The sequence below is a fragment of the Arcicella lustrica genome, assembly GCF_034930985.1.
Classification (GTDB): Bacteria; Bacteroidota; Bacteroidia; order Cytophagales; family Spirosomataceae; genus Arcicella; species Arcicella lustrica.
In genome coordinates this window covers 20,754-45,407 of sequence record NZ_JAYGIM010000025.1, presented here as the reverse complement: position 1 = coordinate 45,407, position 24,654 = coordinate 20,754, and the positions used below count along the sequence as shown (strand labels likewise).

Genomic DNA, 24,654 nt, shown 5'->3' with positions numbered 1-24,654 from the left:
AAATGGATTGTTTAGACAAGAATCTCCTCTCATCACACAAATGCTAATTTCGGAATTTAATCTATTTGAACATGATTTTTAGTAAGACAAACATACGAGAAAAGAAAAGTAAGGACGAGGATAAATCCAAAGAACTTTGAAATCTCTTAAAACTTACTTTTAAAAACCTGAATTCGGGATAAATCATGTTCAATTAATATCTTTCCCTTCGCTAAGTGTTTTAATCATTTTGGCAACATTATCTTTTTCTACATCACTTGGTGCAATGGCTATGGCTAATTTTGCTTGTTTCAAAGCATTTTTATAATCTCCCAAAGCCGAATACCCTCTTGCTAAACCAACCAAAGGAGTGTATTCATTTGGATTTTTACTTGCATTGAGTTTAAATGCCTCAAAAGCTTCTTGTGTTTTTTTCTCTTTCAATAATGCTCTGGCATATTGATGGATTTCTAGCATATTTCCTTTGGGTAAAGCTTCTTTCATGACTGTTTCGGCTTCGGCTGTTCTGCCCAATAGTTTCAATATTTCAGCTTTTGTACTTAATGTGGTAAAATTAGCTTCGCCAATATACCGCTCTTTGATTGAGCGTTCTGCCCAAGATAATCCTTCTTCCAAATTTACTTTATTGGTTAAACAATAGTTGGCTGCTTGGTTAAATGCTCTCCAATCAAACACTTTCTCTCCTCTGACTTCATTTCTCATAGAAGCAAAAACGGTTTCGTGCAAATCTACTTCTACTTTAAAAGGAATTTTCCATTTTTCCCAAAGCAAGGCAATCGTTGCAGAAGCTTCTGTTTGGTCTAAAAATTCAAATTTCAATCTTTCTACCAAGGTTTGCTCTTTTTGTGGCTTTACTTTTACTCTTAAAGCATCTTCTTTTTCATCATAATAATAGCTTCCCCAAGAAGTAGTATTTTTAGTGAATATCACCGTAACTTCATTTTCTTGCACAGCCATCATCAAACCATACTTTCCTGCTGGCAAAGCTTGTCCTTCAATTTTCACTGGTGTTGAAAAACTTATCGTCGTGTTTTCATTAGCGCCTGCTCGCCAAGGTGCCGCCAGCGAAGTACCAAAACCCAAATCTGCAAAACCATAATGCACTAATTGTCCCCAAATTTTACCTTCACGCCCTTTTACTCCCGGACGATGATAATTAATTGTTACATCTGTTAAACCAATTCGTTCACTTACCGATGCCATTTTGTTGCCACCATTCGGCGGTACGGTCAATTGAGCAGTGATGTCAAACATCAAAAATGTTGACAAGAGAAATGATAAGAAGACTTTTTTCATGTTTTCTAGCTTTAAATTTTTCGACAAAAAAAGAGAATATTTGAGACTGAAATTTTTATTTATGATAGATGGTACCGACCAAACATATTTTACGTAGGTATTTGGGTTGAGAATCTTATTTTTAAAATAATTTAAAATAAATTTCTTAGATTAATACATTTTAATTAAAGATTATTTATAAATTCGTAGCGATAGATTAAATCGTTCATTTATGAGAACAAATCGTTACCTAATCATTCTGCTTACATTAGTATCACTCCTTAGCTGCGAGATGAACGATTATGTACAGCCAGAAGCATTACCAGCGGTTACTCAGATTGGCAAGCAAACTTTTGGTGCAAAAATTAATGGTACTATCTGGACGCCCTTCCAACGATATAAAGCTAATCCGAATTTCAAGCCTGTTCCTGTAGTGTGGGGAAAATATCAAAACGCTACGCTCAGGTTGTCTGTAACTAATCAGAATACTTTGGAGTCGATGAGCTTTATGATTAATAATGTGAAGGATACTGGCAGATACCAATTCATGCGATATTTCCCTAAAAATGCTGTTGAATTTACTCCTTTTGCGAGCGTCTATCAAAAATGTATTAACGGCAATTGCTCGCAATACGCTATTTGCCAAACCTGTGAAAACGAAGTGAACATTACCCGTTTTGATCCTGTTTCAAAAATTTATTCGGGTACTTTTAGCGTAACTTTTCAGAACAAAGAAAAGCCTCCTGAAATTTTGGCTTTGAAAGATGGTCGGTTTGACATCAAGGAGTAATCTAAAAATGTATTATTTTCAATCAAAAACAATTTATATTTTACGTTCATGCTAGGTTGTTCGGTGTTTCACTGAACAACCTTTTTTTATTGTCAAAGGGTTTTCGTTTGTATATTTGTCGCATCTTAAAGTTTTAAAATTTACGTTTAATCATTCAAAAAATGCCTTTAATAAAACCTGTAAAAGGAGTATCGCCTACTTTAGGTGAAAATTGTTGGCTGGCAGAAAACGCCACTGTCGTCGGAGATGTGAAGTTTGGGAAAAACTGTACCGTTTGGTTTAATGCTGTGGTAAGAGGCGACGTAAATTCAGTAATCATTGGTGATAATTCGAATATTCAAGACGGAGCAATTATTCATTGTACTTATCAAAAAACGAAAACAACTATCGGCAATTATGTTTCTATCGCACACAATGCCATCGTTCACGGTTGTACGATTGAGGACAAAGTATTAATTGGGATGGGTGCTATCGTAATGGATGGTGCTGTGATAGAAACAGGCTCAATCATTGCTGCTGGCGCTATTGTTACTCAAAATACTCGTGTTCCTGCTGGGACAATATATGCGGGAAATCCTGCTAAATTCTTGAAAAATGTTTCTCCAGATGCCGCTGAGGTATTTATGAGAACAGCCAATAATTATATCATGTATGCCGAATGGTTTAAATAGCTTTTTAGCTATTAGCTTTGAGCCGTGAGCTTTGAGCTTTTCTAAATTGCTATAAAGATTCGTTATTACAAAATATCATATATTATTCATTAAAAATCTCAAAGCTAGTGGCTCAAAGCTGATAGCTGATACCTAAACAAATTTTTCCATGCCAACTATATTCACAAAAATTGTTAATGGCGAAATTCCTTGCCATAAAATTGCAGAAGACGAAAACTATCTTGCTTTCTTAGATATTACGCCACTTGCCGAAGGACATACTTTGGTGATTCCGAAAAAAGAAATTGATTATATCTTTGATTTAGATGATGATTTATTGGCTGGACTAATGATTTTCGCTAAGAAAATTGCTCCAGCTTTACAACAAGCGGTGCCTTGTAGAAGAATCGGTGTTTCGGTAATTGGTTTGGAAGTACCGCACACACATGTTCATTTAATTCCTTTGAATTCTATGAATGATATTAACTTTACAAGAGAAAAGATGAAGGTTAGTCAAGAAGAATTGAAGGCAACAGCGGAGAAAATTACGAGCTTTTTATAATTTGAAAATTGGTTGATTTGAAGATTTGAAAATGAAAGAATTGTTAATCATTTTCAAATCTTCAAACTTTCAAATCTACTTCAAATGTGTCTTCAATATATTGATTTCGGCTACTGGGGCAGCTTTTTCGTATAAAATTCTATAAACGGCATCAATGATTGGCATATCTACGCCATATTTTTCATTGATTTGATGAATACTTTTTACAGCATAATATCCTTCTGCCACCATATTCATTTCTATTTGCGCTGATTTTACTGAATAACCACGCCCAATCATATTTCCGAAAGTACGGTTTCTTGAAAATTGTGAGTAAGCCGTCACTAATAAATCACCTAAGTATCCAGAATTATTCAAATCACGAGATGCCTGTGGATAAGCGTAATCTAAAAAACGCTTGATTTCCTGCATTGCATTTGAAACCATTACCGCTTGAAAGTTATCCCCAAAACCCAAACCATGCGTAATCCCGCAAGCCATTGCTACGATATTTTTAATAACAGCACAGTATTCCACGCCATATAAATCGGCAATTGGGTTCGCTTGAATGTATCTACAACTTAATAAATTCGAAAATTCTTGGGCTAAATTAATGTTGGGCGAGCCAATCGTTAAATATGACTGCTTTTCTAAGGCAACTTCTTCGGCATGACAAGGACCAGCAATCACACACATCTGTGTTAATGGCACGCCAAATACCTTTTCCATCCAGTCGGTCACCAACATGTTTTCATCAGGAATCATCCCTTTGATAGCCGATACTACTTTCTTTCCTGCAAAATGGTTACGAGTAAGATTCTTCAAAGCATCAGGCACAAAAGCCGCTGGCACAGCCAAAATCACATAATCTACCCCATAAAGCGCATCATACATTTTGTAATATGCCTTTACTTTTCTTGGATTCAGTAATGCGTCTGTCAGATAACTAGGATTATGATTATACTTTTTGATAAAATCTACATCCGATTTACGGCGAAGCCACCACTTCACTTTAACATTATTTTCAGTTAAAATTTTAATGATAGCCGTTGCCCAACTACCACCGCCCAATACAGCAATTTGTGTGGGTAAACCTTTTTTGAAAGCAGGTATTTCTGTCATATTAAATTTAAGGGAAGAAAAACTCTTCAAAATACTTTTACTAAGACAATTAGCGCAAGTATCAATTATTATTCTTTTTATCTAGGTCGATGTTGGCAAACATCTGATTGAGATGCAAAGGTTGATTTACAAATCTAACAAGGCTCTGAGCAAAAAGAAAACAAAAGCAAACAATATTTTGAAGAGTTTAGCCTAATAGGCTTGTAAAGCGTTTAATCTTCTCAAAGATTCTACAGATTTTTCGATACTCTTTCCTTCTTGAAATGTACACAATCCTAAAATAATTTTCCGCAATGGCTATTTCATCTTCCGCAATTCAATTTGAAAAGTACACAATCCTAAAATAATTTTCCGCAATGGCTATTTCATCTTCCGCAATTCAATTTGAAAAGCACACAATCCTAAAATAATTTTCCGCAATGGCTATTTCATCTTCCACAATTCAGTTTGAAAGTGCACAATACTAAAATAATTTTCCGCAATGACTATTTCATCTTCCGCAATTCAATTTGAAAAGCACACAATCCTAAAATAATTTTCCGCAATGACCATTTCATCTTCCGCAATTCAATTTGAAAAGCTCACAATCCTAAAATAATTTTCCTCTGAAACATTTATCACATACTCTTTTCTAATCTCATTATTAGTAATACAGATAAAACAAAAAAGCCTCAAACAATGGAGAAACACCACTATCTGAGACTTCTTGTAAAAATGGTTTGTCGATGCCTGTGTAAAAATTAGCGTCAAAACTTTCTAAGCTCCATTCGAAACAGGACTTAGGTTTTTTAATTCTTCTTCTGTATAAACTTGTGAACGAATGATAAAGCGTAAACCCAAAGGAATTTCTAATGAAAAACTAGCCCCTCTTCCCTCCACTACATCCAAAGTCAGTTGAGTATATTGCCAATATTCAAATTGGAAGGCACTCATATAAAACTCGCAACCATAAATTTCTCCCAACAAAACATCATTTCCCCCAGTTTTGAACTCCCCCACAGGAAAACACATCGGCGCAGAGCCATCACAACAACCGCCACTTTGGTGAAACATGATTGAACCATGTTCAGCACGAAGTCTATCAATCAGTTCCTCTGCTGCAGCAGTGAGTAATACTCTTGGGGTTTTGTCCATGATTTTTTGATTTTAAGCTGTCGGTCTTCAGCTTTCAGTCATCGGATTTGGAAGGTTAGTTTTTTTGGCTTTAACCCCAAAATTATATATTTAGATAACTGAAAACCGATGACCGAAAGCCGATGACCAATAGCCTCTAAAAGAATCCTAATGCCTTTTTATCATAAGAAATCAACATATTTTTGCAAGAACGATAATGGTCAAGCATCATTTTGTGGTTCTCACGACCAAAACCTGATTTTTTGTATCCACCGAAAGGAGCATGAGCAGGATAAGCATGGTAACAATTCACCCAAACACGACCCGCTTGGATAGCTCTTGGTACTTGATACAATTCATGCGCATCACGAGTCCACACACCAGCACCTAAGCCATAAAGAGTATCATTAGCAATTTCAATCGCTTCCTCCACTGTTTTGAAAGTCGTTAAAGCCGCCACTGGGCCAAAGATTTCTTCTTGGAAAACACGCATTTTGTTATGTCCTTTCAAAATAGTTGGTTGAATATAATAACCATTAGCAGCATCACCCTCTTGTAAATGTGCCGCACCACCACAAAGTGTTTCAGCACCTTCATCTGCACCGATTTTCAAGTACGATAAGATTTTTTCGTATTGATCATTAGAAGCTTGCGCACCAATCATTGTTGACATATCCAATGGATGACCTTTTTTGATAGCATTTACTCTGGCAATTAATCTTTCAATAAAAGCATCTGCAATAGATTCATGTACAAGAATTCTTGAAGGACAAGTACAAATTTCACCTTGGTTCAAAGCAAACATTGCTGCACCTTCCAGACATTTATCAAAGAATTCATCATCAGCCTCCATCACACTTGGGAAGAAAATATTCGGAGATTTTCCGCCTAATTCCATCGTCACAGGAATAATGTTTTCAGAAGCGTACTGCATAATTAAGCGTCCAGTAGTGGTTTCACCCGTAAACGAAACCTTTGCAATTCTAGTAGAACTTGCCAAAGGTTTGCCAGCTTCTAAGCCAAAACCATTTACGATATTTACAACACCTGCTGGTAAAACATCTTGCAATAATTCCATCAAACACATAATACCTACTGGTGTTTGTTCGGCAGGTTTCATCACAATGGTACATCCTGCGGCTAAAGCTGGCGCCATTTTCCAAGTAGCCATTAAAAGCGGGAAGTTCCAAGGGATAATCTGACCAACCACACCAAGTGGTTCATGGATAATTAAAGAAAGTGTATTAGGGTCATGTTCAGAAGCTGTTCCTTCATCTGTTCTGATACAAGCAGCAAAGTAACGGAAGTGGTCAACGACTAAAGGTAAATCTGCTAAAATCGTTTCTCTGATTGGCTTACCATTATCCACCGTTTCTACAACAGCTAAGTAATTGAGATTTTGTTCAATAATATCTGCAATTTTCAGGAGGATATTACTTCGGGTTGTAGCAGAAGTTTTCGACCAAGTTTTAAAAGCTTCATGTGCTGCATCCAAGGCTAACTCTACATCTTCTTTGGTAGAACGAGCAACTTTTGTAAATACTCTACCATCAATTGGCGAAGGATTTTCGAAGTACTGACCCTTCACAGGAGCAACCCACTGACCACCGATAAAGTTTTCGTATTGATTTCTAAAGATTGGTCTTGCTACAAGATTGTCGGTATTTGAGCTCTCTACAAGAGGAGCATCTATTTCAAGATTTTCCATAATAAAAATTAAATTCGTTTTGAGTGATTTATTTTTTACAAATTTATCTTGAATTATTACCATAAGTATTTACTTTTATATCACAAAACTTGATGATAGTATCATTATCATTAAATGCTGTAACTCAATAAGATGGCTAATAAATTGATGATACTCTCATAAAAATTGACAATCGTATCATTAGAGATTGGCACAATTGCATCGGTAATCTAGCTATTGTATTATTGTAAGAAAGTCTTAAAGAATTTGAATCCAAATAAACACAAAGTACAAAATCAACATGAGACAAATCCATAAACCCCAGTCGCCCACTTTAAAGCCGATAAAGGATTTACTGACACTCGTCGAGAACCGTACTGTATATTCATTAGATAATTTTGAATTGAATATTTTTGAAACGCATCAAAAGAGTGAAGATGTTCATTTGAAGTTCAATAGTTTTGTATTGACGACGATGTTCAGAGGAAAGAAAGTAATGCACCTTTTTGATAAACAAGGTTTTGAATACCTTCCGGGCGAATCTGTCATTGTGCCAGCGAATGAAGAAATGAAGATAGATTTTCCAGAAGCTGATTTTTCAAATCCTACACAATGTATGGCTTTGGCAATCAAAAGCGAGCAAATTAAGGAAACTGTAAATTTGTTGAATGAAAAATATGCCAAAGTAGAAGAGCACGAATCTTGGCAAATAGATTTAGACACTTTCCATTTAAAGAATTCTTTAGAAGTAACCAACACAATTGACCGTCTGGTAAAAGTTTCAACAGAAACCAATTCGGCAAAAGATTTATTTGCCAATTTTATGATTAATGAATTGTTAATCAGATTGATGCAGACACAAGCAAGAGTTTTAATTGTAGATAATTATAAAAAATACGCCAATACCAATCGTTTTGCTTTTGTGATTCAATACATCAAAGAACACATTACCGAAAAATTGAGTATTGAAAAATTGTGTGATTTAGCTTGTATGAGTAAACCCAATTTCTTTCGTCAATTCAAAAGAGAATTAGGCATTACACCGATTGATTTTATTAATCAAGAAAGGATTAAAATTGCCAAAGAATTATTAGCAGAAACCAGAAATGATATTAGCGACGCTTGTTTCAAAGCAGGTTTTGGAAGTACCAATTACTTTTTTATAATTTTCAAAAAGCATGTTGGCATTACGCCAGGGAAGTTTAAGGAAATGTGTATGTTATCGGGCGGAAAAAATATTTTAAAACTTACTTAGTAGAAGTTTTAGGTTAGAGAAAAGCAAAAAGCCCTCACTCGTTAAAGTGAAGGCTTTTTTATTGTTATTCTGAATGGTTATTACAAACCTTTCGCTTTTTTCACGATTTCTTCAGCCAAGTTTTGTGGCACGAATTCATAGTGAGAGAAAGTTAAGTTTGCAGTAGCACGTCCAGAAGACATAGTACGTAAATCAGTTACATAGCCGAACAATTCAGATAAAGGAATATCTGCTTTCAAGATTACAGCACCTTGTTTAGAATCCATACCTTTCATCATACCACGACGACGGTTCATGTCACCAGTGATAGGTCCAGTGTATTCGTCAGGAGTAACAACTTCTACTGCCATGATTGGTTCCATGATTTTAGCACCAGCTTGTTTAGCAGCTTCTTTGTAACCCATACGAGCAGCCATTTCGAATGACAACGCATCTGAATCGACATCGTGGAAAGAACCGTGGAATAAACGAACTTTCATTGAATCCATTGGGTATCCAGCCAAAGCACCGTTTTTCATTGCAGCTTCGAAACCTTTTTGGATTGAAGGGATAAATTCTCTTGGAATCACACCACCAACGATACCGTTAACGAATTCCAAACCTTCTTTACCATCTTCTCTTGGTCCCATTTCGAATACGATATCGGCAAATTTACCTTTACCACCTGATTGTTTTTTGTAAACTTCACGGTGTTCAGTAGATTTCGTCAATGATTCTTTATAAGCAACTTGAGGAGCACCTTGGTTTACTTCTACTTTGAATTCACGACGCATACGGTCGATGATGATTTCAAGGTGAAGCTCACCCATACCTTTGATGATAGTCTGTCCAGTTTCTTCGTTAGATTCTACTTGCAAAGTTGGATCTTCTTCGATTAACTTACCAATAGCTTTAGAGAAGTTATCTTGGTCAGCAGATTTCTTAGGCTCGATAGCATAACCGATAACTGGATCAGGGAATACCATTGATTCAAGAACGATTGGGTTTTTCTCATCAGATAAAGTATCACCAGTTTTGATGTCTTTAAATCCTACTACCGCAGCGATATCACCAGCTTCTAATCTTTCGATAGAATTTTGCTTGTTAGCGTGCATTTGGAAGATACGAGAGATACGTTCTTTGTTTCCAGAACGGTTGTTCAAGATATAAGAACCAGCTTCTAACACACCTGAATAAGCACGAACAAAACATAAACGACCTACGTAAGGGTCAGTTGCAATTTTGAATGCTAATGCAGAGAAAGGTTCTTTAGTCGAAGGTTGACGAATTACTTCAGCATCAGTACGTGGGTCAGTTCCTACGATATTATCTTTATCCAAAGGAGAAGGTAATAATGCCATCACATAGTCAAGCATTGTTTGAACACCTTTGTTTTTGAATGAAGAACCACATAACATTGGAACGATTTTCATCGCAATCGTAGCAGCACGAAGAGCAGCTAAGATTTCATCCTCAGAAATTGATTCTGGATCTTCGAAGTATTTTTCCATCAAAGACTCATCAAATTCAGCTACTGCTTCCAATAATTTCTCACGGTATTCAGTTGCTTCATCAATCATATCTTCAGGAATAGGCACAACTTCAAAAGTCATTCCTTTATCGTGCTCGTTCCATTTGATACCACGGAAGTTAACTAAGTCAACAACACCTTCAAATTTATCTTCAGCACCGATTGGTAATTGTAAAGGCACTGCATAAGAACCTAACATTTCTTTTACTTGACGACAAACGTTCAAGAAGTCAGCACCAGAACGGTCCATTTTGTTAACAAAACCTAAACGAGCTACGTTATAGTTGTTTGCCAAACGCCAGTTAGTTTCAGATTGAGGCTCAACACCATCAACAGCACTAAATAAGAACACAAGACCATCTAATACACGTAAAGAACGGTTTACCTCAACGGTAAAGTCAACGTGACCAGGAGTATCGATAATGTTAATATGGTAATCTTGTTCTCTGTATTTCCAGCTTACAGTAGTTGCAGCTGAAGTAATGGTAATACCTCTTTCTTGCTCCTGCTCCATCCAGTCCATTGTTGCTGCACCATCGTGTACCTCACCAATTTTGTGGCTTACGCCAGCATAGTAAAGAATACGTTCAGTGGTTGTTGTTTTACCCGCATCAATGTGAGCAGCAATACCAATGTTTCTTGTGTACTTTAAATCACGTGCCATTGTTAATATGTTGATTATTTGTTTTTTATCGTTTTTCTTAGGTTAATTATGACCAACAAAATATAATTTAAAAACTCTTTTTTAAATATGTTCGCCTTTATCCTAATAAATTAGGGTGCAAAATTACGCAATCTTAGTTAAATACAAAAACTTTGTGTGTTTTGTTTTGATTATCAGTCACATCTAAGCCCTTAAAAAAACAAAAAACGTCTGATGCAATTGCTACAGACGTTTTAGTATCACCTAACCACTAAATATAATATTGTTAAATGAGTGATATTAGTACTCATTATATGCTAAATCTTCGCTTTAAACCTTGCAGATTCTAATTGAGCTTGTTTTCCATCAGAATTATTACCGATAATTATCAGTTCTCCTTCTATTTCAGAATCAGTCAATTTTGTAATATTTACTCTACCTACTCCGTTTTTCAAACCCTCATCATTTGATAATGTTGTTTGATAAAAATTATTCAATTCTCTAAAACGGTTAACGTCTTTTATCAAATTCCCTATATTTTGTACTTTACCTTCACCCGGAATAAAAAACGTGCCTTTCTCTTGAACATCATAAAGCTTAACAAAAACGGATTCTGATGTTTTTTCATCAATTATTGCAATTGATAAGGTTTTTAAACCTCTTTCTGTCCCTTTTTTTACTTCTACTTTATCAGAGTAAATAACATGTTTATAGCTATCTCCAAAATTGATTTTTCCAGAGAAAAAACCTTTGTTAGCATTATTCAAGGCTTCAATATTTCTACTGTAGGTAATAACAGTTGCTATTGAAAGCAACAAAATTGAGATTACTACGATAGGATTGTTTTTTAAAATTCGTTTCATAGGTTTTATTGAAATCAATTGTTTTTACAAGCTATTAATTTCTTTTTTCAATAAATGTTAATTGTACTTTTCTTATATTTCAGCCACAAAATTACAAATTAATTTCCGAAAGTTACAAAAGACTTAACATTATGTCTTGTTTAATTTATTATGCGGTCATTATTTTGTTTAACGCTGTATTCAACAGTTAACTGCTCATAATTTTAAATTAACTATTCTACTCTGTACTAACAGTAAAGACGTGTAAAATTCCCAAATGGTTGTCTCAACACTTTACTTTTTCTTAAATACTTATTTCATATATGACGCAGACTCATACACTTTGGTCACTCCATTAGTTGTTAAAGTATAATTGAATCCCGGTTGGATAGCATAAGCACCATATTCTCCTTTTTTATTTAATGCCAAATAACCAATTTGGAATTCTTTGTAATTATATCTTTTTACAATTCTCATGATAGCTTCTTCACAAGCTTGCTGAGGCGTCTTTCCATTACGCATCAACTCTACGATTAGAAATGAACCAAGTGTTTTTAACACAAATTCACCAAGACCTGTTGCACAAGCGCCTCCAACTTCGTCATCACAAAAAACGGCAGCACCAATTACTGGGGAATCCCCTACTCTACCGTGCATCTTAAAAGCTAATCCACTTGTTGTACAAGCGCCTGAAATTTCTCCTTGATTTCCCAAAGCAAGTAAGCCAATGGTATCGTGGCGTTCAATGTTAATTTTAGGTTCATATTTAGATGTTTTCTTCCACTCTTCCCAAGCTTTTTTGGCGGTTTCAGTTAAGAGATTTTCTTTTTTGAAGCCTTGAGAAAGTGCAAACTGTAAAGCACCTTCACCCGAAAGCATTACGTGTGGTGTTTTTTCCATTACTGCTCTTGCTACAGAAATTGGGTGCATGATATGCTGTAAAAAAGTAACCGAACCAGCATTCCCTTTTTCGTCCATAATACAGGCATCTAAAGTAACATTGCCATCTCTGTCAGGAAAACCACCGTATCCTACCGAAGTATCATTGGGATCAGCTTCAGGGATTCTTGCACCAGCTTCAACAGCATCTAAAGCTCTTCCTGTTTTTTGGAGTGATTCCCAAGCAGCAGTATTGGCTTTTTCATTTTTCCATGTTGAAATAACGACAGGAAATTTAGCCACATTTTGACTATTGGAAGCTTTAGCACTTACTGAGGCAATTGCCGACAAAGCGGTAGTTTGTTTAATAAAGGTTCTGCGTTGCATGAAGTATTTGTTGATTAAAGGTAGTTTTTATTTCTACCAAAGATTTTAAAAGATAAGGATAATAATGCTACAAAGATAGCTCATCAATTTATCAAAAAATCTAATCATTTAAAACTCTTTCGCTTTGAAATATACAAATTCTATGCCTGATTATTGATTTCAAAATCTTACATAGCTCATAAAGCATTTATTGAGATACTTAATCGTGCATTTGTTTACTCAACCTTCCAAAATGGCACAATCAATTGATTTTCAGAGATAAAAATTAATAAAGATATTCTACAAATATTTTTTTTGATTATTTTAGTGTAGAAAATCTACAAAGTCAAAACCAGTTCTCTTCATGAAATCAACACTTATATTACTTATTTGGGGATTTTTTTTCTCAATCTGTCAAGCACAAACTATTTACTTTAGTCAAAACTTCAATACTGCTACCACTAGCTCGCAAACTCCATTTGAAAATGCCACAGCTCCAACAGTTGGTCAATTCAATTACATTACCAATGCTTTGATTACACCAACTGGCGAGAAGTTTTTAAAATTCATCGGTAATAATTCTATTTGCAGAGCTACTAGAAGTACCGAATTTTCTCCCATTCCTTCCACCTTATATGTACAGTTTTCGGTTAGAGCCAGTAGTATTGGTGCAGAAAACGCCGATGCTGTAGAATTCTATTTCGGAAACGGTGCTAATTTTGATAATACTACGGCGGCTCCAAGTACTCCTGTGATGAGTATCAAATTTGGCGTCAATACTCCTTCAAGCTTGATTATTCAAGGCAGTAGTCAACTGGCTACCCAATTTTTGACGGTTACTTTATTCATTAACAATGATAATCGTTCGATGACTTACAACGATGGAACAAGAAGTGGAACAGTTGCTGCAAAAAAGTATGATTTGTATGTTGGAACAGCACTAATCAGTAATGACGTATCAGTCAATAATACCTTGGGCAACTTAAGCCAATTCAAGATTTTAACGAAAAGTATTACAGGTTCACCTACTTTAGATTTTGATAATTTCATCATTAAAAATGATTTCGTGGTACTTCCAATCGAGCTGATTTTTTTCAAAGCTCAACACTCAGGAAATCAGCAAGTAGCACTCACTTGGGCAACTGCCACTGAAATTAATAGCGATTTTTTTGTTGTGGAAAGAAGTAGAAACGCCATTGATTACACCGAAATCAGCAAAATAAATGCTGTTGGAAACTCTTCAAAAACGGTTAACTATCAATTTGTTGATGAAAATCCTTTGTTCGGAACAAATTATTATCGTTTAAAACAAGTAGATAAAGATGGGAAAGAGCAAATTTTTCGTCCTCAATCTGTCATTATTTCAGATGAAAAAATTCCTTTCGGAGTATTTCCCAATCCAACAAATACCTCAGAATTTTATGTAAAAGTGGAAGATGTTGATGAAGCCACACTTATTCTTTTTGATTTGTATGGCAAAAATATCAACTTTGAAAGAATCAATGTCACACAAACTTTAGTTAAAATTATTCCTTCGTCTGTACTTCCAGAAGGCACTTATTTGATAAAAGTAAAAACCTTTGGTGACATCAAAGAACATAAATTGGTAGTTTCGAAGTAGCTGAAAATATTTCGTCCAGTTAAAACAATTTCAAGTGTACGAAATATCAATATTCTACTTCATACAAAAATTTATACTGCTTTTCGCTAAGGCTTTCTGGTGTGTAACGGACAATCAAATTCCTTAACTTTATCAAGGTTGGGTTTTCGAGTTGAGCCATTTTCCCAATACTCCAAGAACGATTTACCACTTCGGTTGTTCTTGGTAAACGATTGGTTTCAAAATCAGTGAAGACGCTTTCAATGGATTTTCCGTTGCTAATGTATTTTCTTAAAATCATTGCATCCTCAATCGCCTGACATGCTCCTTGTCCCATGTTTGGAGTGGTAGCATGAGCGGCATCTCCAGCTAAGAGTACTTTCCCAAAAGCAAATTGTTTAATTGGTTTTAAATCAACAATATCATTCAAAAGTATGTTTTCATCCTTGGTTGCACCCAATACTTGTGGAATCGGAAAGGCATATTGTTTGAATCTTTCCTGTAAATCTTGTGCTTTTAAGTGTTTAAAATCTTCATTTTGCTCGCTTGTATTCACACAAAGAAACCAATAAATATGTGTGTCGGAAATAGGTACAAAGCCGAATCTTCCTTTGGCACCCCAACATTCAAAAGCCTTTTTAAAATCACAATCAATATCACGGACATCAGTTATTGCTCGCCAGCAAGTATAACCAGCGTAACGTTTCTGAGCATTAGGTAATAATTTTTGACGAATTTTAGAATTAATTCCATCTGTAGCAATGATGGCGTCACAAATTTCAGTTGAACCATCTATAAAAGTAACAGAACACGATTTTTCATCTTGTTCAAAATCTATTACTTGTTTTCCTAAAAACAAGGTTTCAGGCTTTAGTTTATTGGCTAAAATATGGTGTAAATCATAACGAGCAATGGTGAAATTACCAATTCCGTATCGTTCAAAAAAACGTTTGGCATATACTTCACTAAGCGTATTGAGTTTTTCATCGACAATGCTAAAAGTATCAACAATGTGTCCTTTCGCCATAATTTCATCTTGCAAACCCAATATTTGCAATCCTTTCATCGCATTGGCGGCAAGTACAATACCAGCACCTACAGGACGAATCTCTGAAGCACTTTCAAATATTTTTACGTCAAATCCTTTTTGTTGAAGAGCTATCGCTGTCGTGAGTCCACCGATTCCAGCTCCAATAATGGCAATCTTCATAAGTTTTAAGGTTTAATGATTAAATACATTGAAAAGGCAATGCCCGCTATCAGCAAACACAAAGGTGAGAAAAAGTAAGTATCATTTTTGGCAAAAAGAGTACCTTTTACTTGCTTGAAAAATCCTACATAATTAAAATCTCCGATGGCACGCAAGCAAAACACAATGGCAATTCCCAAATTTCCATAAACTAAAACCGTAGCATTATTTGTAAGAAGGGGCATCCACGAAAAATAAGATGCCAGTAACATGGCAATTGCTACAGCTATCGTAGCGATGGGCGATGGTGAAAAAACTGCTTTATCTTTAATGGATGGAATAACGGATGTTCCTCCAAATTTTCCACCAAAAGCCCAATAAAAATGAAAGCACGCAATCACTACAAAAATAAAAGTATTAATAAATTTAAGTACGAAGAAAAGTGTATCCATGATTTCAAGGTTTAGTAACAACAAAAGCCTAAGTAAATGTACTTATTCTATCCTAATTCTTGTTAAAACACAAAATATAAACAGTCAAGAAACGGTAAAATATGTTATATTTGATTAAACAACCGCCGATGAAATCCATTTAAATAATCACAATTATGGCACTACAATACTTATCAGACACCCACGGGAAAACGACCGCTGTTGTTATACCAATAAAAATCTGGGAAATTATAACAGATAAACACCAAGATTTGAAAAAACTGGAAGGTGCTTTTACACAAAATAAAGAAACCGAACCACTTGAAGATATTGAGAAAAGTTTCAAAGAAATGCAACGAGTAAAAAAAGGTAAATTACTCAAGAAAACCTTCGTTGATTCTTTTCACAAATAGTCCGTCTGTAATTTTTTGAAAATTAAGAAGCCACAACTTTTGCTGTGGCTTCTTTGTATTTTATACTTCTGGAACTACTGGTTTTCCAAAGTATTTTTGTCTGATTCTTTCGTTGATGTAATACATGCAAGGAACAATAACAAGGGTAAGAATCGTAGAGAACGTAAGTCCGTAGATAATTGTCCAAGCCAAAATATTCCAGAATGCAGCACTGTCGGAACCCGTATGAATATGTGGATTTAGTTCAGTAAACATCGCCACAAAGTCGATACTTAAACCAATCGCCAAAGGTACTAAACCTAAAACTGCGGCAGCAGCCGTTAAGATTACTGGTGTTAAACGAGTACTTCCAGCTTCGATAATGGCTTTTTTCAATGGATAACCTCTGTGAACTAGCTCGTCAGTAAATTCGATAAGAAGAATACCATTTTTTACCACAATACCAGCCAGTGCGATAATACCAACACCCGACATGATGATTGAGAAAGTTTGACCAAATGCCATGAAGCCCAATAATACTCCAATAAACGAAAGTAAGATGGTTACAAAAATGATAATTGGTTTCGAGATAGAGTTAAATTGCATCACCAATACCAAGAAAATCAATAATACCGCAGCGATAAGTGCTCCTCCCAAGAAGTCTCCTGTTTCTTTTTGGTCTTCTTGTTCACCACCCATACGAAGAGTATAACCACTTTTTACTTCCATATCGTCAATTAAAGTCTGAATTTCTGCTACAATTTCATTAGCATTATATCCTTGAACAACGTTTGAACTTAAAGTAACCACACGCTCTTGGTTCTTACGGTTAATCTGACTGTATGATGTTGAATATGAAATATTAGCAATAGAATTCAAAGGTACTTGTCTCAAAGCTCCGTTCATTACCATATCTCTGTAAGTAATGTTCAAACTCAATAGTTTTTCAATCTGATTCCTGTCTTCAGATTTGATTCTTAATTGAATTGGATACTCATCTTTATCATCTCTGAATTTAGAAATCTCAGTACCAAACAAGGCTGTACGAACTGCCATCGCTACTTGTGCTGACGATATTCCTTCACGTTGTGCTTTTTCTTTGTCAACGTCAATAATAATTTCAGGCTTGTTCGTAATTAAATCAGATTTTAGTTCTTCAATTCCTTTGATACCAGATTTATCAATGGCTAGACGAACTTCTTTTTCTAACTTCACCAATTCGTTGAAATCATCACCAGCAATTTCAATGGCAATTGGTGCACCAGTTGGTGGTCCATTATTTTCCCTATCAACCGAAATGACTGAACCCGGCAAAGGCAATGCTTTGATTTCTTTGCGTACTTTATCTAAAATTACTTCTGAAGAAATTCCTCCACGATTAATTTTACTGACAAAAGCAATCGTAACTTTTGATTTATGTGGGGTTGGCGCTCTATCTGGATTAAAAGGGTCACCAGCATTTTTACCAACGTTTGAAATCACCGAGTTAACAATTCCTTCGGCATTTTCTTTTTTCAATACTTCAAAAACCTTTTTCTCAATTACTTTAGTGACAGAATCTGTTACTCTAGCATCTGTACCAATTGGCATATTGTTGTAGATATAAACATAGTCAGGGTCGCCACTTGGGAAGAAAATCACTTTAGGCTGTACAATTCCCATCAACACAAAAGTAAAAATCAATAAAGCCACCATTCCGATTACCGCAAAAACTGGACGATAACCTGTAATTACCCAAGAAATCAATTTTTGATAATTATTCTTGAAAGCAGGTAATGATTTTTCTTGGAAAGGAATAATAATTCTTGGCGTAAGGATAAAGTGGTTGAAAGCATACAAAAGAATTATCAACACAAAGAAATTACCCAAACCAACATTTACCAAATAACCCAACAATGCACAAACACCCAATATAATTAAAGGCTTTTTCAAGGAAACCACGCTTGTATCAACGTGTTCATTTTCGTCATGACGTACCATGAATGAAACTGCAAAAACAGGGTTCATTACATAAGCAACAATCAAAGAAGCAATCAAAGTACAAATCAAAGTAATTGGTAAGAATTTCATGAATTCACCAACAATACCCGGCCAAAAAAGTAATGGTACAAAAGGCATTACCGTTGTAGTTGTTCCTGATAATACAGGAATAAATACTTCAGAAGCTGCTAATTTCACCGCATCTACAATTGAAATATGACGATAGCGATTGAAGATACGGTGCGAGTTTTCGATAACCACAATGGCATCATCCACTACAATTCCTAATCCGAGTAAGAAAGCAAAAAGTACGATTGTATTCAAAGTAAAGCCCATGAAATACAATGGAATAAATGCTAACAAAGCCGACAAAGGAACTGATAAGCCTACGAAAATAGCATCACGAACACCCATGAAGAACATCAAAACCAATACTACGAAGATAAAACCTAGAATTACGGTATTAATCAAATCGTTAATATCGCCTTTTGTTCTTTCGGATGAATCGGCGGTGATTTTTACTTCTAAACCTTGTGGTAAACGGCTTTCTTTCGCTTCTTCAATAATTTTTTCAATTCTTTCAGATGCCGCAATCAAGTTAGCACCACCACGTTTGATGACGTTCAATGTAACAACTTTTTTGTTGTTCAAACGAGCGAAATCTTGTTGCTCTTCACTACTGTCGATTATTTCGGCAACATCACCCAAACGTACTGTAGCACCTAAAGAAGAGCGAAGACGAATGTTTTGGATTTGCTCCATCGACTTAAATTCACCTTTTACTCTTAGCGTTCTACGAATACCTTCTACACTGAGTTCACCGCCTGAAATGTTCACGTTTTCACCTTGAATCGCCATTTGAACATCATTAAATGTAAGTCCAGCAGATTGCGTTTTGTATAAATCAAGGTTAATCTGAATTTCACGAGTTAATGCACCAACGATATCTACACGAGTAATTTCTGGTAAACCTTCAATCTCATCTTGTAAATCTTCGGCAAAATCTTTCAACTTCGACAATGGAAAATTTCCCGCCAAGTTGATGTTCATAATTGGAAACTCTGAAAAGTTAACATCCTGAACAACAGGCTTTTTTGTTAAATCTTTGGGTAATTCTACAATATCAACTTTATCTTTTACTTTTCTTAAAGCATCGTCAACTTTTACATCAGGATTGAATTCTATAAGAATAATCGAGAAATCTTGTAAGGAGTTAGACTTTACTTTTTTCACCCCTGCAATCGTCTTGATTTGCTTTTCAATGGGTTTAGTAATGGTATTTTCAATATCTCCAGGCGTTGTACCAGCATAAATTGTTTGAACATAAATTTGCGGTACTTTAATATCTGGAAATTGTTCTTTCGGTAAAATATTATAAATCACTATACCGACGACGAACAACACTACGGTGAATAAGTACACCGTTTTTTGATTAGTTGCTAACCAACCAATCATGTCATATATAGCACCTGAACCGTGTTTTTCGTTGGTGAGGGCTTCGTTTTCTTCTTGTTCTTTCATGATAAAACTTGAGTGATAGTATTGTTAATGGTGGTTCAGACAATTGTTATTGTTAATAAGCCACAGGAGTACCATCTACTAGTTCTTGATAACCTTGTGTAATTACCAAATCACCAGCAGCAAGTCCTTCTAAAATTTCAATACTTCCGTTGTATGCAATACCTTTCTTAACAACTTTACTACGAGCTATTTTCTTGCCGTTTTCAGTCACTGCTACATATACAATATCACCCAATTCTGTTTTTTGAATAATGTTTTGATTCACAACCAATGAATTCGCTTTTGTTAAATCATTGATATTTACAATGGCTACTTGGTTTGGTTTTAAATTTCCTCCTAAATTCGGAATGTTAGCTTCAATACCAAATGTTCTTGACAGAGGGTCAACCAAAGCATTTACCACAGAAATTCTTGTGTTTAATTCTTTATTGATGTCAGGAAATTTCACTGTCATACTAGCACCTTGTTTTACAGAACCTACATAAGTATCCGCAATTTTAGCCGTAATTTTCAAGTCGCCTACATTAACAATCTGAGCAATTGCTACACCCGGAGAACCCATCTCTCCTGCTTTCTGATTAACTTTTTCAACCGTTCCAGAAATCGGTGCATATACTTTGCTCATTGCCAATTGTGCATCCATCGTTACAATACGCTTCTCCAAAGATTCCTTATTAGCTTTAGCTTGAAGGTATTGCACTTCAGTACCAATTTGTTGATCCCAAAGTGTTTTTTGCTTATTGTATAAAGTAACTGCCAATTCTAGCTGATGCTTAATTTCAGCCAAAGATTCTTTCAGTACATTATTATCAATCGTTGCAACCAATTGTCCTTTTTTCACAGATTGACCTTCTGCAATCAATAAACTTGTAATTGTACCAGCCATTTGTGGTGTAACTTGAAGAATATTTTTAGAAGTAACTACACCTTGTACTTCTACAAAATGTTTGAAGCTTTCAGCTTGAATTGGCGTTACTGCAACCGTAACTATTTTAGCTTCGGTTTTTTCTGAACTTAAACCTACTTCTTTTTCAAGTGCTTTGATTTTAACATCAAGTTCTTTTTGTTCGGCTTTCAATGCAGCCAATTCAGCTTTTTTATCAACTGGTTTGCTACAAGATGTCAAGAATAAAGTACTTGTTAACATACTCCCCACCAATAATAATTGAAGCCCAGCGAGCTTAGAGGTATTTGGTTTATTCAATAAAGATTTCATGTTGATATGAGGGTAAATTTCTTTTATAATCTAAATTATTTAATGTTTTTGTTGAATTTATTCACTGTAAAGACGACCAAGTGCTTTATCTAAATCTACTTTTGCAACCAAGGCATCATAGAAAGTAGTAAAATAATTTACTTGTGCTTCTTTGTACGAGATTTCAGCATCAACAACTTCCAAGTTTGAACCAACACCTTGTTGATATTTTATTTTAGAAACTCTTACAACTTCTTTCGCCAATTCCATATTAGACTTTTGCTCTTGGAGAGTTTCGTAAGCATTTTTCAACGAAATATGACCTTGCTTGATTTGTAAGTCAATCGAGTTTTCTAATAAGCCGAAGTTATTTTTGATTTGCTGCAAACTATTTTGCGACTGAGCAATCTTGTATTTTCTTTGGAAACCATCAAAAATTGGTACTTGTATCGCAAAGCCAAGTGTTGCAGCATTTACCCAAGGTTTGGTAATTAAATCTGTGAACTTCGGACGACCCGCAGAATAGTTATAACCACCCGTTAGCATAACTCTTGGAAAATAACCTACTTTTTGGTTTTTCAAATCCAATTCAGCCAAACGGTTTTGCGTTTCCAACATCGAATATTCAATACGATTTGCATATTTGAAATCTTGAGGTATTTCAGGCATTACTTCAGCCATATTAATATCACTCAATTTATCTGTCAAAGTAATACTGTCATTGATTTTATTGCCCATTTGAAATTTCAAGAGATTGTAAGTTAAATCTTGTAAACGACTTACATTTTTCATTTCAATTTTCAAATTATTCAACTGTACTTCAAGGCGTTGAACGTCTATTTTTTCTACAAACCCTTGTGCATTCAATGCTCTTGTATCACGCAATAACGAATCTAAACGACCAATGTTCAGGCTAAACAATTTAATTCTCTCATCATTCACCAAGATAGCATAATATGTTTTCGTCACATTTTCAGCTGCTTGAAGCTTAGTTTGCACCAAAGATTTTTTAGATAATTCTTTGTAAACATCTGCTGCTTTTAAGCCCAATAAGTATGACCCATCAAATAAAATTTGGCTAAGGTTTATACCCGCTTGCCCGCTATTAGCAACACCAAATTCAGCCGCTATTACATCACCTTCTTTAGCATTTGGGTCAAATGTTTTAGCAGGAATAAATACTTTAGGAATGATAATGTTATTGGTATAACCAATATTAGCACTTACTTGAGGTAAACCAATCCCCTTTAACTCACTTACTCTCGCTTCTGCGCTTAGAATATCAATTTGAGCATTTTTAATAGAGGTATGATTCTTAACAGCATAATCTACTGCTTCACGAAGAGAGTAGCTTTGCTGAGCTTTTACGATTTGCGAAGTAATTAAGATGCTAAATAACAGCAAATTACCTCTTAGAAATTTTCTCATTGGAAGTTTACTTGGGTTGGTATTCATTATAAATTTGTGTTCCTTTATTCGTTAAAACGCCTCGAATAAAATGGTCTAAAAGTTCTAATTGTACTTCTACTAAAGTATGTTGGGTAATGGAAAAAATATGAGGATCAAAACCCATTTCAATTTGTTCTAACCTCATTTTTGCCAGAATATCTATTTTGATTTCTGGTCTAAAATAACCTTGTTCAATACCTTCAACTAAGTCTTTTTTAAGGTTTTCAAAAATAAAGCGTTGCTTATGTTCTTGAAAAATATTCCATGATCTGGGATGATACTTCTTAATGTCAAACAATGTTGTAGGATTTACCTCAGAAAATGCCTGCTTCATTAACTCCATTGATTTTACCATTCTTTCAATGACATTGCTGGTATTATTGTATAAATCGTCCCATTCGCATTTATCTTCTTTCATTTCACCCAGAAACAATTGATACACAATATCATCTTTGTCTTCAAAATGTAGATAAATTGTTTTTTTGGAGATTCCCAATTCGTTTGCAATATCATCCATCGTAACGGACTTCACCCCGTAACGGAAAAAAAGTTCTTTCGACTTTTTGATGATTCTTTCTTTAATTTCCAATTGATATAAAAAATTTGGTACGGAAACTTTAGAAACATTAAAAGTTTCTTATTGCAAAGCTATGGAAACTTTCATCTGTCGCAAAGTTTTTTATGATTTTTTTTAGAAAAGGCGAATGACTATGATAAACGGCTACAACTTTCTGGAATCACTATAGATTTAATATGTGTAGGTTATGTTAAATAATTGTAAAGTAAAGTCCTTTAATCACTCGAAAATTATTTGTATTTTTTTTATATCCCTCTCTGTCCTGATTATAAATATTTTCTCCAAAATGTATTTTTTCAAAATTTTAATTTCAAAAAACGTACCAATTTTATCATATCTCGCTTTCTTTTTTAAAAGCTTAGAACACAAAAAAGACCGTCAGAAAACTTCATGTTCTTGACGGTCTTTTTTATTGTTGGTTTATACTCTGATAAATCAGTGACGTAATTTATGAAATAATGGTTGGAATTATCTTCCAAAATCATCTTGTAATCTAACAATATCGTCTTCATCAGAAGGTTTTTCAGGGTCACTATGTTGCCAAATTTCTGCAACAATACCCCAACCAGATAAACCGATTAAACGGTGGCGTTCACCAGTATCCATTTGAATAAAACTTCCAGATTCTAACACTTTTACTTCTTCTGATTCTTCGTCGGTATCACTAATTTTTACTCCGACAGTTGTGCCTGCGATTACTTTCCAGATTTCAGCACGACGGAAATGGTATTGCCAAGACAAACGTTTCTCTGGTGCTACTACCAAAATTTTAGGTGATAATTTATTGGTAATTTGAATTTCAGACATTTCCAAATGTGGAAAATACTTCGCTGCAAAAGCTGGTGCTTGTGCTTCATCAATCACAAAAAAACCTCCCCAAGGGCGAGTTTGGTCTTGCTTTACAACAGTAAAATTATCCTCTGCCAAAGCAGCAGCAATTTGTTCAAAGATAGATGCCTTATCAGCATCTTGAGAAAGGGTAAGATTCATAAGGTTTGACAGTTTTTTGAGCCACAAAGTTAAACGTTTTGAATAAATTCCTTTTCAAAGGGAAAAACTATTTGCAGATTCTGGGCTTATCTTTGTTGAAGACTTCTATCAAATAAGAATAATAAATTATTAAATAGTATTTTAATATGAATGGATTACTGATTGTGATGGCTGATACTAATACTTACGATGGTAATCTTTCTCCGATTGCAATTGATAGAGTATTGGGTGCTTTAAAATTCCTGAAAAATAATCCTGAATTTCATGTGCTTTGTACGGGTGGTTTTGGAAGTCATTTTAATACTTCAGAATATCCGCACGCACAATATTTGCAAAATTTCTTGTTAGAAGAAGGGATTGCCCATAATCGTTTTGTAGAGTTTGCCCTTGGCGAAAATGTGATGGACGACATTCAACTTTGCCAAAGAATTATCAATCGTTATGAGCCAGACATTGTTGCTGTTATTACTTCGGATTTTCAAGTAGAAAGAATCCGTTTTACTTTCCAAAAGTATTCAGATTACCAATTCTTTATTTTCTTAGAAGTAAAATCAAATTTGTATGAAGAAGAAATGGAAAGATTAGTCAGACTTGAACAACAAGCCTTAAATCGTTTGAGGTTTTTGCCATAAAAAAAGAGAGGTTTGTCGATGCAAA

General features: G+C 34.9%; 21 protein-coding genes. 7 read left to right on the top strand and 14 right to left on the bottom strand.

Features of this window, described 5'->3' with window-relative positions:
- Positions 1–189: 189 nt before the first annotated feature.
- Positions 190–1,296, bottom strand: coding sequence for a DUF2911 domain-containing protein (locus VB798_RS23945; RefSeq protein WP_323689766.1), 1,107 nt, complete (start codon positions 1,294–1,296; stop codon positions 190–192).
- 211 nt (positions 1,297–1,507) lie between these two features.
- On the opposite strand from VB798_RS23945, the gene VB798_RS23940 reads away from it, so the two are divergent.
- From VB798_RS23940 to VB798_RS23930, 3 genes are all read left to right on the top strand, one after another.
- Complete coding sequence (locus VB798_RS23940; protein WP_323689765.1) at positions 1,508–2,065, top strand: hypothetical protein; 558 nt, start codon at positions 1,508–1,510, stop codon at positions 2,063–2,065.
- A gap of 161 nt (positions 2,066–2,226) precedes the next feature.
- On the top strand, positions 2,227–2,736 hold the full coding sequence (locus VB798_RS23935; protein ID WP_323689764.1) for a gamma carbonic anhydrase family protein: 510 nt from the start codon (positions 2,227–2,229) through the stop codon (positions 2,734–2,736).
- A 148-nt stretch (positions 2,737–2,884) separates the two neighbouring features.
- A complete protein-coding gene (locus VB798_RS23930; RefSeq protein WP_323689763.1) occupies positions 2,885–3,277 on the top strand; it encodes an HIT family protein in 393 nt (130 codons plus the stop codon).
- Positions 3,278–3,352: 75 nt separating this feature from the next.
- Here VB798_RS23930 and VB798_RS23925 read toward each other — a convergent pair whose 3' ends face one another.
- The 3 genes from VB798_RS23925 to VB798_RS23915 all read right to left on the bottom strand — a co-directional run bounded on the left by VB798_RS23925 (position 3,353) and on the right by VB798_RS23915 (position 7,199).
- Entirely contained in the window at positions 3,353–4,378 is a 1,026-nt protein-coding gene (locus VB798_RS23925) for an NAD(P)H-dependent glycerol-3-phosphate dehydrogenase (protein ID WP_323327001.1), read from the bottom strand.
- 756 nt (positions 4,379–5,134) lie between these two features.
- Positions 5,135–5,512, bottom strand: coding sequence for a DUF779 domain-containing protein (locus VB798_RS23920; RefSeq protein ID WP_323689762.1), 378 nt, complete (start codon positions 5,510–5,512; stop codon positions 5,135–5,137).
- A gap of 136 nt (positions 5,513–5,648) precedes the next feature.
- Positions 5,649–7,199, bottom strand: coding sequence for an aldehyde dehydrogenase family protein (locus VB798_RS23915; protein ID WP_323689761.1), 1,551 nt, complete (start codon positions 7,197–7,199; stop codon positions 5,649–5,651).
- A gap of 280 nt (positions 7,200–7,479) precedes the next feature.
- On the opposite strand from VB798_RS23915, the gene VB798_RS23910 reads away from it, so the two are divergent.
- Complete coding sequence (locus VB798_RS23910; RefSeq protein WP_323689760.1) at positions 7,480–8,433, top strand: AraC family transcriptional regulator; 954 nt, start codon at positions 7,480–7,482, stop codon at positions 8,431–8,433.
- Positions 8,434–8,513: 80 nt separating this feature from the next.
- Here VB798_RS23910 and fusA read toward each other — a convergent pair whose 3' ends face one another.
- The 3 genes from fusA to VB798_RS23895 all read right to left on the bottom strand — a co-directional run bounded on the left by fusA (position 8,514) and on the right by VB798_RS23895 (position 12,694).
- A complete protein-coding gene (gene fusA, locus VB798_RS23905; protein ID WP_323689759.1) occupies positions 8,514–10,607 on the bottom strand; it encodes an elongation factor G in 2,094 nt (697 codons plus the stop codon).
- A 296-nt stretch (positions 10,608–10,903) separates the two neighbouring features.
- Entirely contained in the window at positions 10,904–11,449 is a 546-nt protein-coding gene (locus VB798_RS23900; RefSeq protein WP_323689758.1) for a hypothetical protein, read from the bottom strand.
- A gap of 291 nt (positions 11,450–11,740) precedes the next feature.
- Positions 11,741–12,694, bottom strand: coding sequence for a N(4)-(beta-N-acetylglucosaminyl)-L-asparaginase (locus VB798_RS23895; protein WP_323689757.1), 954 nt, complete (start codon positions 12,692–12,694; stop codon positions 11,741–11,743).
- A 343-nt stretch (positions 12,695–13,037) separates the two neighbouring features.
- Here VB798_RS23895 and VB798_RS23890 point away from each other — a divergent pair, with 343 nt between their 5' ends.
- Complete coding sequence (locus VB798_RS23890; RefSeq protein WP_323689756.1) at positions 13,038–14,294, top strand: T9SS type A sorting domain-containing protein; 1,257 nt, start codon at positions 13,038–13,040, stop codon at positions 14,292–14,294.
- Positions 14,295–14,340: 46 nt separating this feature from the next.
- On the opposite strand, the gene VB798_RS23885 is transcribed toward VB798_RS23890, so the two are convergent.
- Positions 14,341–15,483: an FAD-dependent monooxygenase gene (locus VB798_RS23885; RefSeq protein ID WP_323689755.1), complete on the bottom strand. Its 1,143-nt coding sequence runs from the start codon at positions 15,481–15,483 to the stop codon at positions 14,341–14,343.
- 5 nt (positions 15,484–15,488) lie between these two features.
- Positions 15,489–15,914, bottom strand: a complete 426-nt coding sequence (locus tag VB798_RS23880) for a DUF3995 domain-containing protein (RefSeq protein WP_323689754.1) — start codon at positions 15,912–15,914, stop codon at positions 15,489–15,491.
- Between the two features lie 155 nt (positions 15,915–16,069).
- Here VB798_RS23880 and VB798_RS23875 point away from each other — a divergent pair, with 155 nt between their 5' ends.
- Positions 16,070–16,306: a hypothetical protein gene (locus VB798_RS23875; protein WP_323689753.1), complete on the top strand. Its 237-nt coding sequence runs from the start codon at positions 16,070–16,072 to the stop codon at positions 16,304–16,306.
- A 60-nt stretch (positions 16,307–16,366) separates the two neighbouring features.
- Here VB798_RS23875 and VB798_RS23870 read toward each other — a convergent pair whose 3' ends face one another.
- From VB798_RS23870 to VB798_RS23850, 5 genes are all read right to left on the bottom strand, one after another.
- Positions 16,367–19,720, bottom strand: a complete 3,354-nt coding sequence (locus tag VB798_RS23870; RefSeq protein WP_323689767.1) for an efflux RND transporter permease subunit — start codon at positions 19,718–19,720, stop codon at positions 16,367–16,369.
- Between the two features lie 118 nt (positions 19,721–19,838).
- Positions 19,839–21,002, bottom strand: coding sequence for an efflux RND transporter periplasmic adaptor subunit (locus VB798_RS23865; RefSeq protein WP_323689752.1), 1,164 nt, complete (start codon positions 21,000–21,002; stop codon positions 19,839–19,841).
- Positions 21,003–21,059: 57 nt separating this feature from the next.
- The gene (locus VB798_RS23860) at positions 21,060–22,409 is read right to left on the bottom strand and encodes a TolC family protein (protein WP_323689751.1); all 1,350 of its coding nucleotides are present in this window, start codon (positions 22,407–22,409) and stop codon (positions 21,060–21,062) included.
- Between the two features lie 7 nt (positions 22,410–22,416).
- Positions 22,417–23,019 carry a TetR/AcrR family transcriptional regulator gene (locus VB798_RS23855; protein WP_323689750.1) on the bottom strand — a complete coding sequence of 201 codons (603 nt, stop codon included), beginning with the start codon at positions 23,017–23,019 and terminating at the stop codon, positions 22,417–22,419.
- A 456-nt stretch (positions 23,020–23,475) separates the two neighbouring features.
- Positions 23,476–23,997 (bottom strand): cupin domain-containing protein, encoded by a 522-nt coding sequence (locus VB798_RS23850; RefSeq protein WP_323689749.1) that lies wholly within the window; start codon positions 23,995–23,997, stop codon positions 23,476–23,478.
- Positions 23,998–24,143: 146 nt separating this feature from the next.
- Between VB798_RS23850 and VB798_RS23845 the strand changes: the two genes are divergently transcribed.
- On the top strand, positions 24,144–24,629 hold the full coding sequence (locus VB798_RS23845) for an ElyC/SanA/YdcF family protein (protein ID WP_323689748.1): 486 nt from the start codon (positions 24,144–24,146) through the stop codon (positions 24,627–24,629).
- Positions 24,630–24,654 lie beyond the last annotated feature (25 nt).